The sequence below is a fragment of the Wenyingzhuangia gilva genome (genome assembly GCF_030519655.1).
Classification (GTDB): domain Bacteria; phylum Bacteroidota; class Bacteroidia; order Flavobacteriales; family Flavobacteriaceae; genus Wenyingzhuangia; species Wenyingzhuangia gilva.
In genome coordinates this window covers 826371-843549 of sequence record NZ_JAUMIT010000001.1, presented here as the reverse complement: position 1 = coordinate 843549, position 17179 = coordinate 826371, and the positions used below count along the sequence as shown (strand labels likewise).

At 29.9% G+C, this 17179-nt stretch carries 19 protein-coding genes; 12 read left to right on the top strand and 7 right to left on the bottom strand.

From position 1 onward, the window contains the following. Positions 1 to 9 precede the first annotated feature (9 nt). Positions 10 to 762, top strand: coding sequence for a tetratricopeptide repeat protein (locus tag QVZ41_RS03885; RefSeq protein ID WP_302883235.1), 753 nt, complete (start codon positions 10 to 12; stop codon positions 760 to 762). 134 nt (positions 763 to 896) lie between these two features. Beyond that, positions 897 to 1451 (top strand): NUMOD4 domain-containing protein, encoded by a 555-nt coding sequence (locus QVZ41_RS03880; RefSeq protein WP_302883234.1) that lies wholly within the window; start codon positions 897 to 899, stop codon positions 1449 to 1451. Positions 1452 to 1496: 45 nt separating this feature from the next. Here QVZ41_RS03880 and QVZ41_RS03875 read toward each other — a convergent pair whose 3' ends face one another. Further along, on the bottom strand, positions 1497 to 2324 hold the full coding sequence (locus QVZ41_RS03875) for a mechanosensitive ion channel family protein (RefSeq protein WP_302883233.1): 828 nt from the start codon (positions 2322 to 2324) through the stop codon (positions 1497 to 1499). A gap of 135 nt (positions 2325 to 2459) precedes the next feature. Between QVZ41_RS03875 and QVZ41_RS03870 the strand changes: the two genes are divergently transcribed. After that, complete coding sequence (locus QVZ41_RS03870; RefSeq protein WP_302883232.1) at positions 2460 to 3362, top strand: TIGR01777 family oxidoreductase; 903 nt, start codon at positions 2460 to 2462, stop codon at positions 3360 to 3362. On the opposite strand, the gene QVZ41_RS03865 is transcribed toward QVZ41_RS03870, so the two are convergent. Together QVZ41_RS03865 and QVZ41_RS03860 are read right to left on the bottom strand one after the other, a co-directional pair. Then, complete coding sequence (locus QVZ41_RS03865) at positions 3359 to 4183, bottom strand: NAD(P)-binding domain-containing protein (protein WP_302883231.1); 825 nt, start codon at positions 4181 to 4183, stop codon at positions 3359 to 3361. The genes QVZ41_RS03870 and QVZ41_RS03865 overlap by 4 nt on opposite strands. Beyond that, positions 4152 to 4688, bottom strand: a complete 537-nt coding sequence (locus tag QVZ41_RS03860; protein WP_302883230.1) for a CvpA family protein — start codon at positions 4686 to 4688, stop codon at positions 4152 to 4154. The genes QVZ41_RS03865 and QVZ41_RS03860 overlap by 32 nt, the downstream gene beginning before the upstream one ends. Positions 4689 to 4765: 77 nt before the next feature. Between QVZ41_RS03860 and QVZ41_RS03855 the strand changes: the two genes are divergently transcribed. From QVZ41_RS03855 to QVZ41_RS03820, 8 genes are all read left to right on the top strand, one after another. Further along, positions 4766 to 5107 carry a hypothetical protein gene (locus tag QVZ41_RS03855; RefSeq protein WP_302883229.1) on the top strand — a complete coding sequence of 114 codons (342 nt, stop codon included), beginning with the start codon at positions 4766 to 4768 and terminating at the stop codon, positions 5105 to 5107. Between the two features lie 32 nt (positions 5108 to 5139). Continuing rightward, entirely contained in the window at positions 5140 to 6459 is a 1320-nt protein-coding gene (locus tag QVZ41_RS03850; RefSeq protein ID WP_302883228.1) for a TlpA family protein disulfide reductase, read from the top strand. A gap of 171 nt (positions 6460 to 6630) precedes the next feature. After that, the gene (locus tag QVZ41_RS03845; protein WP_302883227.1) at positions 6631 to 6933 is read left to right on the top strand and encodes a hypothetical protein; all 303 of its coding nucleotides are present in this window, start codon (positions 6631 to 6633) and stop codon (positions 6931 to 6933) included. A gap of 33 nt (positions 6934 to 6966) precedes the next feature. Next, positions 6967 to 8436: a proton-conducting transporter transmembrane domain-containing protein gene (locus QVZ41_RS03840; RefSeq protein ID WP_302883226.1), complete on the top strand. Its 1470-nt coding sequence runs from the start codon at positions 6967 to 6969 to the stop codon at positions 8434 to 8436. After that, positions 8433 to 10793: a DUF2309 domain-containing protein gene (locus tag QVZ41_RS03835; protein WP_302883225.1), complete on the top strand. Its 2361-nt coding sequence runs from the start codon at positions 8433 to 8435 to the stop codon at positions 10791 to 10793. Before QVZ41_RS03840 ends, QVZ41_RS03835 begins: the two co-directional genes overlap by 4 nt. 299 nt (positions 10794 to 11092) lie before the next feature. Further along, positions 11093 to 12430, top strand: coding sequence for a histidine kinase (locus QVZ41_RS03830; RefSeq protein WP_302883224.1), 1338 nt, complete (start codon positions 11093 to 11095; stop codon positions 12428 to 12430). Positions 12431 to 12438: 8 nt separating this feature from the next. Continuing rightward, positions 12439 to 12789 (top strand): 2TM domain-containing protein, encoded by a 351-nt coding sequence (locus QVZ41_RS03825; protein ID WP_302883223.1) that lies wholly within the window; start codon positions 12439 to 12441, stop codon positions 12787 to 12789. 5 nt (positions 12790 to 12794) lie between these two features. Further along, on the top strand, positions 12795 to 13553 hold the full coding sequence (locus QVZ41_RS03820; RefSeq protein ID WP_302883222.1) for a LytR/AlgR family response regulator transcription factor: 759 nt from the start codon (positions 12795 to 12797) through the stop codon (positions 13551 to 13553). A gap of 3 nt (positions 13554 to 13556) precedes the next feature. Here the strand turns inward: QVZ41_RS03820 and QVZ41_RS03815 are convergent, their stop codons facing one another. Further along, on the bottom strand, positions 13557 to 13919 hold the full coding sequence (locus QVZ41_RS03815; protein ID WP_302883221.1) for a YraN family protein: 363 nt from the start codon (positions 13917 to 13919) through the stop codon (positions 13557 to 13559). Positions 13920 to 14397: 478 nt separating this feature from the next. On the opposite strand from QVZ41_RS03815, the gene QVZ41_RS03810 reads away from it, so the two are divergent. Then, the gene (locus QVZ41_RS03810) at positions 14398 to 14544 is read left to right on the top strand and encodes a hypothetical protein (protein ID WP_302883220.1); all 147 of its coding nucleotides are present in this window, start codon (positions 14398 to 14400) and stop codon (positions 14542 to 14544) included. A gap of 45 nt (positions 14545 to 14589) precedes the next feature. Here QVZ41_RS03810 and QVZ41_RS03805 read toward each other — a convergent pair whose 3' ends face one another. The 3 genes from QVZ41_RS03805 to QVZ41_RS03795 are packed head-to-tail and all read right to left on the bottom strand — an operon-like array spanning position 14590 to position 17051. After that, the gene (locus QVZ41_RS03805; protein ID WP_302883219.1) at positions 14590 to 15531 is read right to left on the bottom strand and encodes a S66 peptidase family protein; all 942 of its coding nucleotides are present in this window, start codon (positions 15529 to 15531) and stop codon (positions 14590 to 14592) included. A gap of 60 nt (positions 15532 to 15591) precedes the next feature. Beyond that, entirely contained in the window at positions 15592 to 16023 is a 432-nt protein-coding gene (locus QVZ41_RS03800; protein WP_302883218.1) for a type II toxin-antitoxin system death-on-curing family toxin, read from the bottom strand. After that, positions 16023 to 17051 (bottom strand): DNA-binding protein, encoded by a 1029-nt coding sequence (locus QVZ41_RS03795; RefSeq protein WP_302883217.1) that lies wholly within the window; start codon positions 17049 to 17051, stop codon positions 16023 to 16025. The genes QVZ41_RS03800 and QVZ41_RS03795 overlap by 1 nt, the downstream gene beginning before the upstream one ends. Positions 17052 to 17179: the final 128 nt, after the last annotated feature.

Here is a 17179-nt window from a genome sequence, read left to right as displayed (position 1 = left end):
ACCGATAACATGAAAAATTTTGTATTGGGAATCTTATTACTAACCATTGGTTATGTAAATGCACAAACAACACAAGAGCTGTTTGATCAAGGGAACAAACAGTATCAGTCTGAAGAATATAAAGCAGCTATCAAGACTTATCAAAAAGTCATTAATCAAGGTTTCGAATCTTCTGATTTGTATTATAATATGGGAAACTCTTATTATAAAACCAACAATATGGCAGAAGCCATTTATCATTATGAAAAAGCCTTAGAGTTAGATCCTACCAATAATGATGTAAAAGTAAATTTAGAATATGCGAACAGAAGTATTATTGATAATATCAAATCGGTTCCCAAATCTACTTTTGAAAAGTTTAACAATGCCGTTTTAGCAATTTTTCCATACAATACATGGGCAATTATTGCAGTAGCATGTTCTTTATTGGCAGGACTTATTTGGATGTTTTTCTTTTTTAGTACGGTGCCAAGTGTTAAAAAATTGTACTTTACTTTAGGAATTATTTTAACTTCAGTGTGTTTAACCACATTGGTTATTACTGCACATCAATATGAGAGAGCACAAAATATTCACTTTGCCATTGTATTTGCTACGCAAGTTGAAGTTAAAAATGCTCCAAGAGAAAGTGCCTCAGAAACTTTTATGCTCCACGAAGGAACAAAGGTGCAAGTTATGGACACCGTTGGTAATTGGAATAAAATTAAAATTGCAGATGGTCAGGTAGGTTGGCTCCTTAAGGAAACAATTAAAAAGTTATAAGTAATTTTTAATTAGTATCTTTGACTTTATAAATACTCCTTTAAATAATCACCGCTATGATTAAGAATTATTAAAAGTGGCTATTTGTCTTTATTGACATTTAGTTATTGTATAATGATTTAAATCTAACAAAAATGATAAATGGTTTTAGAAATGAGATTTGGAAAGACATTGAGTTTGACAGTGTCATAGCATCTTTTGAAAAGTATAAAATATCTAACTACGGACGTGTTTTAAAATGTGTAGATGGTAAGGAAGAAATTTTAAAACATTATGATATTAATGGTTATACTACCATTCCTTTAATACAAGAAGTAAACAGAAAAAAAACAAGTCGCTATGTACATAAACTTGTTGCACAGCATTTTTTAGAAAAGAAAGAAGACGATATTTATGTAATCCATTTAGATTATGATAAAAAGAATAATCATGTAGATAATTTGCGTTGGGCTACTAAAAGAGAAAAGGAATTGCATCAATATGCAAACGAAGAGTACTTAAAATCTAAACCTAAACGTACTTATGCAAAGTTAACGGAGGGTAGGGTAAGAATTATCAAAAGAAAATTGGCAGATCCTAATAATAAAACAAGACTAAGAATGATTGCCAAGCAATTTGGGGTTTCAGACATGCAAATTCACCGAATTAAAACAGGTGAAAACTGGGGTTCTGTAAAAATAGATGAATAAAAAAAACCGGCTAATTAGCCGGTTTTTTTATGTGTATTGATAAAATTAATCTTTGTGTACATGAACATCCATTTGTGGAAAAGGAATGTTTATACCTGCTTTATTAAACTCATTATATACTTTAGCATTGGTGTCAAAAAACACCCCCCAATAATCACCTGAATTAACCCAAACTCTTACTGCAAAATTTACAGAACTATCAGCCAAAGCAGATACTTGTACAAAAGGCTCAGCAGGTTCGTTAATAATTCTATCATCATTTTTTAAGATGTTTAACAACACTTCTTTTGCTTGCTCAATACTATCGCCATATCCAATACCGAATGTAAAATCTACACGTCTTGTTGGTTCTGTAGAATAGTTTACCATAGAAGAGTTAGATAATCCACCGTTAGGAATAATAATGGTTTTGTTGTCTGGCGTTTTTAAAATGGTATTAAAAATCTGAATTTCTTTAACGGTTCCAGCGTGTCCTTGTGCATCAATATAATCTCCAACTTTGTAAGGTTTAAAAATTAAAATCATCACTCCACCTGCAAAGTTTTGTAAAGTTCCAGACATAGCCATACCAATAGCCAAACCAGCAGCTCCTAAAATAGCAATGAAAGAAGTCATTTCAATTCCTAAAGTTGATAATACGGTAATGACTAAAACAACTTTTAACAAAGCTCCAATTAAACTTTTTAAGAAAGGTCTTAAAGAATCATCCGTTTTGCTTTTTTCTAATGCTTTACCAAAAGCGTTGTTCATTGTTTTAATAATGTATGATCCAATAATCCAAACAAGAATTGCTGATACCAATTTAAATCCATAAGCAGTTACATATTCTGAACCTGTAGTTGTAACTGTTTCCCAAATGTTGTTCACATCCATAGTCGTTAGTTTTTTTAATGTTTAATAGTTTCAAATATAATTATTTTAAATAGATGTACTTTTTGATTTTGTACAAAATCTGATTTTCTATTTAGTATTTTTAACAAATAGTTATTCACTAAATAGAATTTTAATATGAAAATCTTAATTACGGGAGGAACAGGTTTGGTTGGTAGCTTTTTAACAGAGTTATTATTGTCTAATAATATGGAAGTAATTGTGCTATCTCGTTCGGTAAAAGAATCAAAAGTAAAAGGATTGAGCTATGCTGTTTGGGATGTTGCACAAGAAACTATAGATGTTGCGGCTATTTGTGGTGTAGATCATATAATCCATTTGGCAGGAGCGAATATTGGTGACAAACGTTGGACAGACAAACAAAAAAATCTAATTATTGATAGTAGGGTAAAAACGGCGGATTTGATTTATAAAACCTTAAAGGAAAATAAACATCAAGTAAAAACATTTGTTTCTGCTTCTGGAGCCGATTGTTACGGCATAAAAACTACGAATAATATATACAAGGAGTCAGACAATTTTGGTACCGATTTTTTAGCAAAAGTTTGTGATGCTTGGGAAAACGCAGCAAACCAATTTAATCATTTAGGAATAAGAACAGTTTGTTTAAGAACTGGCGTTGTTTGTGCTAGTAAAGATTCTGCTTTGCAAAAAATGATTTTACCAATAAAATTATGTTTTGGTTCTCCTTTAGGTTTGGGAAAACAAGTGATGTCTTTAATTCACATTTATGATTTGTGTAATATGTATTTACATGCCATTAATAATGTTGAATTGCAAGGGGCTTATAATGCGGTTGCTGTGAATAAAACCAATGAGGAAGTAACCAAGAAGGTTGCAAAAATTTTAAACAAACCTCTTTTTATGCCAAAAGTCCCTGCCTTTATGCTGAGATTATTTTTTGGAGAAATGGCCAGTATTATTTTAGAAGGTAGCGCTGTAGACAATACCAAAATAAAAGCAACAGGTTTTGAGTTTAAATATGCTAGTTTGGAAAGTGTTTTGAAGGAGGCACTTTAGTTTTTAAAAGCTTTTAAACCTTCTATTAAATCAGGATAGATGAATTGATAATTTAATTCATCTATTAATTTTTGATTAGAAACAATCTTAAAGCTGCTTAATTCCTCAATAAATTTAGCAGGTTTTTTATCCATTTGTTCTGTGGCAAGTTTGTAATAATTTGCTTTTGTTGGATGTGTACTTGCTGCAGCATTGTAGGTTGTATTCCATTTTTGTTGCTTAATAATGGCTTTTACAATTCCGATACAATCTTCTAAATGAATTAAATTCACTGGTGTTAAAGCATTTTGAACGATTTTGTCTTCTTTAAAAAAGTTTCCAGGATTTCTAGTGCCTCCAATTAATCCTGCAAAACGAATAATAGTAGTATTAAAATGTGGGTTGTTTTTAAACAAATTTTCAAACACAATTAAGTCTTTTTTTGCCGGGTTTAAAGGAATGTCCATGTCTTCGGTAACTTCTCCGTTAATCTCACTATATACAGAGGTTGAACTGATAAAAATAACGTGTTTGATAGTGGATTTTTCTAGGACTTTTACCAAGGTTTTATAAGCGTTTAAAAACGGCTTTTGTTTTCTAAAAGGAACGTTAATAAAAAGTATTTCTGATTGTAAAAAATGATCTAGATTTCCATCAATTTCATCATCAATACTCAACACATAGGGTTGAATATTCTTAGTCAATAAAGTTTCACATTTATCAGTAGTGGTGGTGCTTCCTTTTACGGTAAATCCATCATTTACTAAGGCTTCTGCCAAGGGCAAGCCCAACCATCCACAACCTAAAATGCTAATAGATTTTTTTGTCTTTGTCTTTGTCATTTTCTTTTTCTTTAAAATCATCAAGTTTATTTAACAATACTGGAAATATAGCTGGAGCTAAATTTTTAGTAGGCGTATAGAGAATAGAATTTTCAATTTCTTTTTCTCCAATAAAAGGAATCATCACATTAATTCTTTCAAACCAACCTAATAAAACACTCATAATTAAGGCTAATTTTAAGCAACCAAAAATGCCTCCTAAAATTTTGTTCATCAATCCTAAAGCTGCCAACGAGGCAATTTTTGTCAATAGTTTTCCTGCTAAAGAAATAGAGACAACAATTATTACAAAGGTAATGGCAAAGGCAGTTAAAGAAATGTATTTTGGTTCCCAATCAACATATTGAATAAGAATATCTTTGACGTAAAAAGAAAAGTGAATGGCTCCATAAATACCAGCAATTAAAGCAACCAATGAGGCAATTTCTACAAAAAGTCCTTTCATCAAACCTTTTACAAAACCAAACAATAAAATCACTGCAATAACAATATCAATAACTTCCATGAATTAATTTTGAATCAAAGATACAGTTTTCTCGTTTTAGCCTTTGGGACTTCTTATATTTGTTAAAAAAAGTAAAGATGGTAAATGATGAGCAATTAAAATTGCGTTGGCATGAAGTGGTAAAAAATTTATCTGATAAGTTTGCTGATGGAGATACTTTAGATGTTGATGCTATTTTATATTTAATTGGCGTTCAAGAATTAGGACAGGGATATAAAGTTTTTAAAAAAGACGAAAAATTAAATTTAATGCATATTGCCATTTGTAGGTTGTTAGAGCCTTATGGTTATTATGAGTTTGAGTATTTTGATGAAGATGGATGGCCACATTATATTGCCTTAGAAAGTTTACCCAATTTAAAACCAGGGGAACAAACATTGTTAATGAAAGAAGCTATTGTGCGTTATTTTGACGAATAGCTTTGGAATATTTTTTGTAATAAAGAATGCATATGAAAAATTTGATCACATTTATAATAGTTATAGCCTCTCAGTTCGTAAATGCTCAGCATACAGTAACAGGCGTTTTTACTGATAATGTTACCGATATAGAAGATGTTGCTCTGTATAGAATTATTAAAGGTGAAGCAGATTATGTAAAATATGCAGATGTAGAAAACAAACAATTTGTGTTTTCTATGGATAGTTTGCCAGCAGGGAATTACAGAGCTTTGTATCAAAACATAAAAACAGGTTATGTTGATTTTATTTACAACAACGAAAATGTAAAATTTAGCGTTGATAGTAAAAAAGGACAACCTTCAGTCTCTTATTTAGAATCTAGAGAAAATCAATTGTTATTGGCCTATAATTATAATATTAGTCAATTACAATACAAATTAGATTCAACACAATTGGCATATTTTAGCAAGCCAACAACCAATGTGGCAAAGTATCAAGAAATCAAATATAAAATTGATGGAGCTCAGGATTATTATGAAGATTTGGCTAAAAACGATTATTGTTTAGGACTTATTAAAGCAACAAAAAGGTACAATGCTCCGTTACCATTTACCTTGCCTGAAGAATACTTAGAGAACATTATCACTCACTTTTTTGATTATATAGATTTTCAAGATCCAACACTTAGAAACTCAATGTTTATTAAAAGTAGGTTAAAGGATTATGTTTTTTATTTACATCAAACAGATGATGTGGTACAGCAAAATGAATTGTATATAGAAGCTGTTAAAGAAATATTAGATAAAACCACAGACGATGTTTTTAAAGAAGAAGTGCTACGTTTTTTTATTCCAGAGTTTATAAAAAAAGAAAATAACAAAGTATTAACAGCCATTGTTAGTTTATATAAACAATTGCCAGTTGCTGTTCAGGATAAAAAATTAATCGAAGAAACTGATAAAAAAGCAAGAGTAATTATTGGAGCCATTGCACCAGACATTAGAATTTCGGAAACAGAAACTTTACACACTTTAAAGGGAACAAATAAATATTTAATTGTTTTTTGGAGTAGTACTTGTTCGCATTGTTCTGTAGAGCTGCCAAAAGTGAAAGAAATTATTATTTTAAAACCTGATATTACTGTTGTTGCCGTCGGTTTAGAAGATGAAGGAACCAAAGAAAATTGGAGTACTATTGTAGAAGAACACATGAAAGATTGGAAAAATGTTATAGCCCTTGGAAAATGGGAAAGCAAAGAAGCTGTCTCTTATGATGTAAATGCAACGCCTACTTACTTTATTCTAAATAAAGATAAACGTATTATTGCCAAGCCTAATGGTTTTAAAGTTTTAAAAGAAATTTTAGAATAGCCAACATATAAAACCTTGTGAAAGAAGCTCTTATTTGAAAAAATAAGAGCTTTTTTATATTCATAATTTTTATTCATTTACAATGTTTATGTTTTATATAAATATTATAAATAAAAATTTATGAAAATAAAATATAACCTTTGCATAAAATATTAATAAAAAAACAATTTTATGTATTCAAAAGACTTAAAAAGAATTTCTGAGCAAGTTCAATTGGTGAAAGGTGAATTTTTGCCATCAGAGGCTTTAGATGTTATTAGTTCTCAATTTGATGAAAAAATAAAATTTCATAAAACACAAAAATTACAATTATGGGAGGCAAATCATCAATTTGATAGTAGAGAATTAGACATGAGAATTGCTGAATTGGAAAGACAAAAAGAAATTGCTAAAAATTTCATCACATCATATAGTAATCCTAATCAAAAAATACAAATTAATGGAGTTATAGAAATTATTGCTTCAAATTCATAAGCTAATTCTTTAACATTATTAAAAAACTATAAAATGATACTTGAAAATAATTTAGATCACTCAATAACCCAAAAGAAAGACACTTTGTTTACTTTTTCTAAAATAAACAGTCTTTTTTTCTGGTTGTTGTTTATTGTCAACTTAGGAGCTCTTTTTTATTACTATCCTGATGGGCCTCAATGGGAATGGAAAGGGATTTTTAGAATTAATGGTTTTACACTTTTAATATGGTGTACGGTTGCTTTTTTTAGTGCTATAGTAAGTAGTTATGGGAAAAATTATTTAAAAGGGTTTCGTTATCATCAAAAATTTATTTTTTTATGTTTTGGATTTACAAGTTCTGTAATGGTTCTTGTTATGTCTAATCATGTGGTGCCTTTATTAATTTCCTGGTTATTTATGGGGGTTTTTATGTCCAACTTAATAGGTGTAGATTCAGATTGGGGAGAGGCGAAAAAAGCTTTAAAATTTGCACAAAAATATTTTCTTATTGGTACTTTCTTTTTGAGTTTGGGTGTACTTTTATTAGCCTATCAAACCAAAACATTTACTTTAAACGGTATTTTATCTAAATTAAATGACTTACATAGTTTAACGTTACTTTTAGCTGCATTTTGTATCATTATTTCAGGAGTTATCCAATCTGCCATTTATCCTTTTCATAGATGGTTACTTTCAGCAATGACAGCTCCTACACCAGCATCGGCTTTAATGCATGCAGGTTTTGTAAATGGTTCAGGAATTTTATTTGCTATGTTTTCTCCGTTGTTCTTTGCATCAAACACTTTAAACATACTGCTGATTATTGGTGGAGTTACTGCAATTGTAGCACAATTTACAAAGTTATTACAAGTAAATATAAAACAGAAACTGGTTTGTTCTACCATTGCTCAAATGGGATTTATGATTATGCAATGTGGGTTAGGGTTTTTTAATGCAGCGGTTGTTCACTTAATACTTCATGGGTTTTATAAAGCATATTTATTTTTGTCAGCTGGAGAGGGAATAAAACACTCAACACCTGAAAAACATATCCCTTTAAGAATTACGTTTTCTCAAGCAATTGTAGTATTGATTTTTGGAATTATTGGAGGTGTAGTTTTTGCAACTTTAACAGGAAAAGGAACGGAGTTAAACAGTAGTATTTTTTTAACATTAGTTGTTGCTATAACAGTAGGTCAAATCACCTATAACATTGTAAAAGAGAAAAGCTTATCCATGGCTCAAAAGACACTAATATCTCCTTTGCTGTTCCTTTCAGGAATTAGTTTTTATGCAATTATATATAATGCTGTAAGTTTATTAATGTCTGATATGCCAATGGTTAATGAACACTTATCATTGTCAATCATTCAAATAGTATTTGGAGTCGTTTTTTTAATCGGTTTTTTTATCATGAAGCTAGGGATTTACCGTAGAATACCATGGTTGTATGTAAAACTCTTAAATGATTCTCAACCGTATAAAAAATCTGTATTAATGTTTAAATCAACATCATTATGAGTAAGCAAAACATAGTAAAAGGGATTAACGAAGCAACTCAATTTTTAGGTAAAACTTGGCCTTTGTATTCTTTTGTGACTTCAAATCCATTAGTGGGTTACGAAAAATTACCATTTGTTGAAGCCATTAAGAAAGCAGAAAAACTTTTTGGATCTAAAGGGCTGCCTGAAGCTAAAGTTTTTAAAAGAGCTCTAGAAAATGGCGACATTGATAGGGAAATTTTATCAGTTTTACTGAAAGAACATCAAATTACAGAAGGTATAGAAGAGACTTTGTTACAAATGGAACAAGTTCGTTTAAAAACAGTTTCTAACAACAATCATGATGTAGATAGAATAACTACAAAATGGTTATCTGTATTTATGGATGAAGGAGTTTCTGAATGGCAGATGCCTTATAGAAACAAAGGATTTTACAAAGCTTGGAAAAAATTAGCAATTCATGATATTGAATTAAAAGGAACTAGTACTACTAAGATACCTGAAACCAGTATTGAAGTACTTGATGAGGTTTTAAGTGATTATAAACAAGAGGATTATGTAAAAATTTTCACTCATCATTTAGCTGCGTTGCCAGGATGGACGGGTTATATAAAATATAGAACAGAAGAAAATTCTAAATGGCATAAAAAATATCCTATAACATTAGAAGATTATTTAGCTGTTCGTTTATGGATTGCCAAATCTTTAAATGGTGAAATTTTACCTAAGGAAGATAAAATTGAAGCGAACACGTTAGTGTTTAAACTTCAGTATGTTTGGTTAAAAGCATGGGAGCAAAGTTGGCAAAATAAATTCATTGAGAATTTTTCTATAAAAAGTTCGAAAAATGAAGGAATAACTCCCGAAGCTCAAATGGTTTTTTGCATTGATACTAGATCTGAAGTGATTAGAAGACATATAGAAGCATGCGGTAATTACGAAACTTTTGGATATGCTGGTTTTTTTGGAATTGCGATGGACTATGAGGATATGCACAATGGAATAATTAAAAAATCTTGTCCTCCAATTGTACCTTCAGCTTACAAGGTTTCAGAAACTTCACTGGAAGGGAAATCCGATAAAGTAAAAAAATATAAAAGGAGAAACGATAATATTAAATTTGGGAACTACTTCTTTAAAAGAATGAAAAACATGCTTCCTTCTTCTTTTGGTTATGTTGAAGGATCAGGACCTTTTTATGGAATTTCTTTGTTGGCAAGAACATTGTTTCCGTCTTATTCTTACGGTATAAAAAAATCACAACTTCAAAACCATGAAAGTATTTGTCAACCAAATTTAAAAAGTGTTAATAATACGCTTTCGTTGGATGATAAAGTGGCAATAGTAAAATCTGCATTTGACTTAATGGGATGGGAAAATTTTGCTCCCTTGGTTCTTTTTGTTGGACATGGAAGTCATACAACTAACAATCCATTTGGATCAAGTTTAGACTGTGGAGCCTGTGCTGCAAGTCCAGGAAGACACAATGCAAGAATGCTGGCAAAACTTGCTAATATGAAAGAGGTAAGAGAGGTTCTTGTAAATGATTATGAGATAAAAATTCCTGAGAATACCGTGTTTATTGGAGCAGAGCATAATACCACAACAGATGAAATTTTAATATTTGATGCTGAAGTGCCAAGCGAACACAAACACTTATTAGATGGACTAAAATCTAATTTGTTAAAAGCCCAACAAACGGCTACTCAAGAACGATTAGGAACAGCCAAAAATAGTATTTCCACAGCCAATAAAAAAGCGACCAATTGGAGTGAAACTAGACCTGAATGGGGATTAGCAAATAATGCTGGTTTTGTAATTGGGCAAAGAGAATTAACTAAAAAAAGTAATTTAAATGGACGTTGTTTTCTACATTCTTACAATTGGAAATTGGATAAAGAAGGAAAAGCACTACAAGGAATTATGCAAGGTGCAATGGTGGTAACACAATGGATTAATAACCATTATTACTTTTCTGCTGTAGATAGTCAAGTTTTTGGTGGAGGTACTAAAATAACCCACAATGTAACTGGTAATTATGGTGTTGTTCAAGGAAATGGAGGAGATTTAAAAAGGGGATTGCCATTACAATCGTTATATAAATCAGACGATGAAATATACCATCAACCATTAAGACTTTCAGTGTTTATTGAAGCTCCGCTAGAACGTGTTAGTGAGATTATTGAAAAAAATGAATCCATCAAACAATTATTAGACAATGAATGGATTTATTTAATGGTAATAGATGTTCTAGATGAGAACAAAATTAAATGTTATCAAAAGAAGTTTGAATGGAAACTAGTAGAGAATAAAAAAGATATTTTATCAGATGTTAAAAAGGTTGAACTACAAGTAGAAATGGTAGAGAGGTTATAGAATTGAGACGAAAAGTTAACGTGATCATAAGCAAGGCAACATAGAATATGTTGCCTTGTTTTTTTTTAAAAAGAAAAATCAACATAGAGTCCTTCATAGAAGAACTTTATGTTGATTTATAAGTGTTGTATTACAATTCATCCTTAAAAAACAACAGTTGGGTAAGTACTTTTTTATAAACAGGTATTTGTGTTAGATATTTGCTTCATCAATAGTAAAAAAAATCAGACTCATAAGATTTAATTACTTTAAACCAAGGTTGTATCTTAATAGGCCTTAACAAGGACAAAATAAACATCATGAAAAAATCAGTTAAAAACATATTGATATCGTTTGTTATAGGATGTGCGGTTTTTGTTATTGGGAATGTATTGTTTACTGGATTTCCATTTAATAACATCACTCAAGTACTGAACAATTTTTTACAATATCAATTGTATTCTTTTGTTTTAGGGTATTCTAATCTATCCTTTTTTGATTATTTAAATCAACAAAACTGGAAAAGGAAATCCTTTATAAAACGTATTGTAATAGGTATTCTAGGTTCAGTAATTATTTCTATAGTAGGTTTATTTTTAATTAGAACTTTCTTAGCGATTTTTTATAGAGGAGAATCATTCCAATCTTTTATTAGCAGAGAAACTTTTGGTAACTATCAATTTGGTTTATGGATTTCTTTAATTATTGTCATCATTTTTCATCTTTTCTATTATTACAATAGGTATCAACAAAACAGAATTAAAGAACAAAAAGTAATTGCAGGTACGGCCAGTGCAAAGTTTGATGCCTTAAAAAATCAACTAGACCCTCATTTTCTTTTTAATAGCTTAAATGTGTTGACGAGTTTGATAGAAGAAAATCCTCAAAGTGCTCAAAAATTCACTACTTCTTTATCAAAAGTATATCGTTATGTTTTAGAGCAAAAAAATAAAGAATTGGTTACTGTAGATGAAGAACTTGCTTTTGCAAAAACGTACATGTCTCTTTTAAAAATGAGGTTTGAAGATAGTATTGTTTTTAATATTCCAGAAAAAGCAACCAATTCTGAAAGTAAAATAGTGCCATTATCGTTACAATTACTTTTAGAAAATGCTGTAAAACACAATATTGTAACCGCTACAAAACCTTTGCATATTAACATTTTTGAAGAAGAAGATTATTTAGTGGTAGAAAACAATTTGCAACCCAAACAAATGGTAAAAAAGAGTAGTGGTATTGGTTTAAATAATATTTTACAACGTTACAAATTGTTAACCCACAAAAAAGTTAATATCAATAAAGAGACAAGCAGTTTTGCTGTGTCAATACCTATGCTAACCAAACAAATATCAGTGATGAGAACAACAGAATCAAGAATTGACGACAGTTATGTAAGAGCACGTAAACATGTAGAAGAACTTAAAGGATTTTATTATAGTCTAGTATCGTATGTGTTAGTAATTCCTTTTTTAATATTTATTAATTATAAAATTTTATGGGGAATTCAATGGTTTTGGTTTCCAATGTTTGGTTGGGGCTTAGGTCTTGCTTTTCAGGCATACAGAGTTTTTGTGAGCAATGGTGTTTTTGGAAGTAATTGGGAAAAAAGAAAAATGGAGGAGTTTATGCGTACAGAAGAAGATAAGAATTGGAAATAAAAGAAATCATGGAAAAATATAATCAAACAGAAAAAAATAGGAATTCATTTCAAAATGGATTTGAAAGAGAAAAATCATATTTATTAGCAGAAAAAAGACTAAAATCTTTGAAAGGTTTTTACTGGCATTTGTTCTGGTACTTGGTTATCAATGCTTTTATATTAATCAGCAGTATTGTTGTAGATGCCGAGTATTACAATCTTTCGCATTTTAATACCTATTCAACAGCCGTTTTTTGGGGAATAGGTTTGGGGGTTCATGCATTATCAGTCTTTGGAAAAAATCTTATCTTTTCTAAAGATTGGGAAGCACGTAAAATTCAAGAATTTATGAATAAGGAAAACAAACAGTGGGATTAAATGCTATGAAAGTGATTATTATTGAAGACGAAAAACCATCAGCACGTTATCTTCAGCGTATGTTGTTAGCTGTAAATATTGAAGTTCAAACGTTGTTACATTCTGTAGAGGAAGCCATGTTTTGGTTTGAAAACAATACACATCCCGATTTAATTTTTTTAGACATACAATTAAGTGATGGTTTGTCTTTTGAAATTTTTGAAGCGATTGATATAAAAAGTGCAGTGATTTTTACTACGGCTTATGATGAATATGCATTACAGGCATTTAAACTAAACAGTATTGATTATTTATTAAAACCCATTGATGAAGAAGAATTGGTAATGGCTGTTAAAAAATACAAAGAACGTATTCCAAAAAAACAAGCCGTTAATATAGATTTTGATGATATTAAAAGATTGCTCATAAATCCTATAGACAGAGAGTATAAAAAACGTTTTTCTGTAAAAGTAGGTCAGCACATAAAGTTGATTAATGTTGATGAAATTGAATGTTTTTATAGCGAAAACAAAGGAACTTACCTGTATACGATTGATAGAAGAAGTTATTTGTTAGACAGCACTTTAGATCAGTTAGAAATGGAATTAGAACCACAAACTTTTTTTAGAGTGAATCGTAAGTTTTTTGTGAATATCAATGCCATAAAAGAGATATTGAGTTATTCTAATTCACGTTTGATGATTACTCTTAATACTTATCACTTGGGAGAAATAATTGTGGCTAGAGAACGAGTAAAAGATTTTAAAATTTGGCTAGAATCATAAATTTTATTCAAAAGCTAAAAAAGCTTCTTTAATATGTTCTATGGTGGTTTCTTTTTTATTTTTAACAATGGCAATTACATCAAAGCGGACATCAACATTTAAGTTTCTTTTTTGTACATAAGCATCTGCTGCCGTAATCAACATTTTTATTTTAGATTTGGTAATAAATTCTTCAGGACTTCCAAAAAAGTCTGTACTCCTAGTTTTTACTTCTACAATAGCAAGCGTATTTTCTTTAAGGGCAATAATATCAATTTCAGCTTTTAAGTATCGCCAGTTTTTATCAAGAATGGTATAGCCTTGTTTTATCAAATATTCGTTAGCTAAAGTTTCTCCTAAATTTCCTAAATCATTGTGTTGAGCCATTTTTATTTTCTAAAATAGTTTTTATTTAGATAAATATTTGGTTATGAACTAAAAAAAATACAATTTTGCATTACAAATGAAACAAAACAATTTACATACTTGCCAATTAATCACTTCTAAGAAGTCGTTATTTCAAGCCATGATGGTCAAGAACCATAATGCGGGGATGTTATTGTGTATTTGTAATTTTTAAGAACAGAAAAATTAATTTCAAAATATATAAAAAGCATCCCATCGGGATGCTTTTTTCGTTTAATACCAATCATAAATTTTAAGACCATGAACACACATTCTAACATTACCATTTTAAAATCAAAACAGGCTTTAGCAGTAAAGTTTATGATGGCTTTACAACAGGTCAAATCGAGAAACGTAGTCCTTTATAAAAAATGATGACAGATAGTTAATTATCAACATATTCAATATTTATAAAGGCACTTTTTAAAGTGTCTTTTTTATTGAGCAAAACTTAAATAAAATGAATAAAATAATAAATAGAATCAACGGAATTATAGAAAACAGATTTATTAGTAATGCAGAAATAGTTGCAAGAAGACTTTACCCAAGACCATATTTTTTGGAAGAAGAAAATGGGGGAGATGATGAGCCTATTCTGTTTATATAAACAATACTAAAAATTACGACTGCTTGTTATAGGTAGTCGTAATTTTTAATTAGAAAATTCTACGGATGATGAGCTGTTACCAACAGTCATGTTGATTTCATGTCCAAAAATCAATCCCATGTTTTTGTCTTCATGTCCTGCAGGAAAATCAAAAAGTACCGGAATGTTGTATTTTTCTACAATGCTCAATACAATCTCCTCAATACTTTGACCAAAATCAGGATAGTTTTGTTTGGTGTCGGTAAAATCCCCTAAAATCAACCCAGCACAATCTTTAAAATAATCTTTTCTGTCCAGAGCTCTTAGCAATCTATCTATATGATATTTGTATTCCCCAATTTCTTCAATAAAAAGGATTTTATTTTTGGTAGAAAAACAAGTGCTTGTTCCAATCATATTTTCTAAAATCGTTAAATTTCCTCCAACAATAACTCCAGACACATTTCCAGTTTGATTGTATGAATTTGAAGAAATAGTATAGCTTGGCAAATTTCCTTTTAAAATAGTATTTAATTGCTCCATGCTTTCTTCAATGGCAGGCCAAGGTTCTTTAAAATTAATTGGCATAGGAGCGTGAATACTTTGAAAACCTAGGTTGTGTAATTTGTTGTGAAACACGGTTATATCAGAATAACCAACAATCCATTTTGGGTGCTTGGCAAATTCGCGAAAGTCTAAATCATCTATAATTCTTACTGATCCATATCCACCACGAGCACACCAAATAGCTTTGGCTGTTGGATGGTCTAAAGCCCATTGCATGTCGTTTTTACGTTGAGCATCAGTTCCTGCAAAATGATGATGCTCATTAAAAACTGCTTCTCCAATAATGACTGTATATCCCCAGTTTTCAAAAGTTTCTTTGGCTTTTTCAATAGCGGTAGGTTGTTTTACAATTCCTGCAGGAGCCACAATTAAAATAGTATCTCCCTGTTGTAAAAAATCGGGTTGGGTAAAAGTGATGTTTTGTGAGAAAGAATTCGACATAAATAATATTATAAAAAAGATGTGTAAATATCTCATATATGATTTAATCAGTTTTTTGTTTTAACTAAGGCAGTCAATTATTTTTAGTTTCAATGTTTCGCTAAAATAATCTTCAGTTAATATGGAGTTTATGATTTCTTTTAGTAAGGCTTTGTTGATTTTATTGTCAGCAATGTAAACAGATATGTTTTCCATTTCAGTAATAAATTTATCTACACAGTACTCTATTCCGTTTATCTCTAATAAATAAGCTCCAAGAGCTATAGAGGTTCGTTTATTGCCATCGGTAAATGCATGAAGCTTATTTATAGAAAAGACAAGATGGGTTAATTTATCTTCAAATTCTGGATAATATAAATCGTTTTGAATATGGTATAAAACACTATCTATTTTTCCAATATCAATAACACCAAAATTTCCTCCGGAATTCTTAATAATAAAATCATGTGTTTGGATAGCGTGTTTAATTTCAAAATAAATATATGTATTCATTATCTATCTTTTAACCTTTTAAATACATCTATATTTTTTATAATTCTTTCCTCTAAATCCATACTTTTTTCTCCTAAAAATTTATCAAATTCTTCAGGTGTCAAATGTGTAATATAGTTTTTAAGTTTTTCATGTAATGCATCTCTAAAAGCCATATCTCTGCTAGCCATTAATGCCCTAGTTTTTTCTTTTAGGGGTTCGTAAATAGCATTAGTTAGTTTCTCAAACTCATCAAATAAAGTATTCGCTTCGGATAATCTAAGTTTTTCTTTTTTTGTTTGAAAGTGATTTTTTAGATACTCAGCAAAACCATTTTCGTAACTAGAAATAAGATCTAATACTTCAGAATACATTGTTGATCTAACACTATCTTTACTATTTAAGTTTAATATTTGTTTATATTCTTTAGCATCTTCTTTAAAGATACTTTTATAGACTTTATTAGTTAGTTGAGCGTATTTAAATTTGTTAGGTTTGATATAATAGTCTAGTGCATTTGTAAATTCCTGTCTATAGCTGTGTTCTTTTATAGCACTAGATAAAAATTCTTCTTCTCTTTGATTAATATATTTTGTGTTTCCACCAAGTTTTTTGTTTATGGTATCGATTACGATATCTAAAATTAATGATCTTAGCTGTTTTGCTTTGTCGCTTTCAGTTAATAACATTCCTACATTAAGGAAAGCTCTAAATGTAAATATACCTAAGGAAGGTGCTTTTTGTATAGACTCGTCTATGTCGACGACATTCATGTCGTCGACATAGGATAATTTAAACTCTTTCAATCTGTTATGTTTTATTATCTCGTATCCTGACTCTTCAAATTCTAGCTTGTTGTTTTCTAGATATCGATCAACAGTTCTTTCATCTATTTCAAAAAATTCGGCTACTTGTTTTTTCGTAAACCGATATTTATTTTCAAACATAATTCCAGAAAAAGAAAGTTTCTTATATAAAATTTTTAATGCATGATTGTTGTTTAGAATATTCTTTCTATGCAGGTTAGAAGTTGTTAAATCTTTAGTCATTATAGATAAATATAAAGTGTCTTGTGAAAATTAAAGATAAGGTTTCAAAATGAATTAGCAGTAAAGATTGAAATCATGATGAAACTATAAATTCAGAATTGTATTTTTGCGGTCTAAAATTATGTAAC

Coding starts and splice junctions, on each gene's coding strand:
- QVZ41_RS03860 (WP_302883230.1), bottom strand. CDS start 4,688: ATGGAAGTTATTGATATTGTTATTGCAGTGATTTTATTGTTTGGTTTT.
- QVZ41_RS03810 (WP_302883220.1), top strand. CDS start 14,398: ATGAATAAAATAATAAATAGAATCAACGGAATTATAGAAAACAGATTT.
- QVZ41_RS03830 (WP_302883224.1), top strand. CDS start 11,093: ATGAAAAAATCAGTTAAAAACATATTGATATCGTTTGTTATAGGATGT.
- QVZ41_RS03840 (WP_302883226.1), top strand. CDS start 6,967: ATGATACTTGAAAATAATTTAGATCACTCAATAACCCAAAAGAAAGAC.
- QVZ41_RS03875 (WP_302883233.1), bottom strand. CDS start 2,324: ATGGATGTGAACAACATTTGGGAAACAGTTACAACTACAGGTTCAGAA.
- QVZ41_RS03855 (WP_302883229.1), top strand. CDS start 4,766: ATGGTAAATGATGAGCAATTAAAATTGCGTTGGCATGAAGTGGTAAAA.
- QVZ41_RS03820 (WP_302883222.1), top strand. CDS start 12,795: ATGAAAGTGATTATTATTGAAGACGAAAAACCATCAGCACGTTATCTT.
- QVZ41_RS03865 (WP_302883231.1), bottom strand. CDS start 4,183: ATGACAAAGACAAAGACAAAAAAATCTATTAGCATTTTAGGTTGTGGA.
- QVZ41_RS03795 (WP_302883217.1), bottom strand. CDS start 17,051: ATGACTAAAGATTTAACAACTTCTAACCTGCATAGAAAGAATATTCTA.
- QVZ41_RS03850 (WP_302883228.1), top strand. CDS start 5,140: ATGAAAAATTTGATCACATTTATAATAGTTATAGCCTCTCAGTTCGTA.
- QVZ41_RS03835 (WP_302883225.1), top strand. CDS start 8,433: ATGAGTAAGCAAAACATAGTAAAAGGGATTAACGAAGCAACTCAATTT.
- QVZ41_RS03815 (WP_302883221.1), bottom strand. CDS start 13,919: ATGGCTCAACACAATGATTTAGGAAATTTAGGAGAAACTTTAGCTAAC.
- QVZ41_RS03845 (WP_302883227.1), top strand. CDS start 6,631: ATGTATTCAAAAGACTTAAAAAGAATTTCTGAGCAAGTTCAATTGGTG.
- QVZ41_RS03805 (WP_302883219.1), bottom strand. CDS start 15,531: ATGTCGAATTCTTTCTCACAAAACATCACTTTTACCCAACCCGATTTT.
- QVZ41_RS03825 (WP_302883223.1), top strand. CDS start 12,439: ATGGAAAAATATAATCAAACAGAAAAAAATAGGAATTCATTTCAAAAT.
- QVZ41_RS03880 (WP_302883234.1), top strand. CDS start 897: ATGATAAATGGTTTTAGAAATGAGATTTGGAAAGACATTGAGTTTGAC.
- QVZ41_RS03800 (WP_302883218.1), bottom strand. CDS start 16,023: ATGAATACATATATTTATTTTGAAATTAAACACGCTATCCAAACACAT.
- QVZ41_RS03870 (WP_302883232.1), top strand. CDS start 2,460: ATGAAAATCTTAATTACGGGAGGAACAGGTTTGGTTGGTAGCTTTTTA.
- QVZ41_RS03885 (WP_302883235.1), top strand. CDS start 10: ATGAAAAATTTTGTATTGGGAATCTTATTACTAACCATTGGTTATGTA.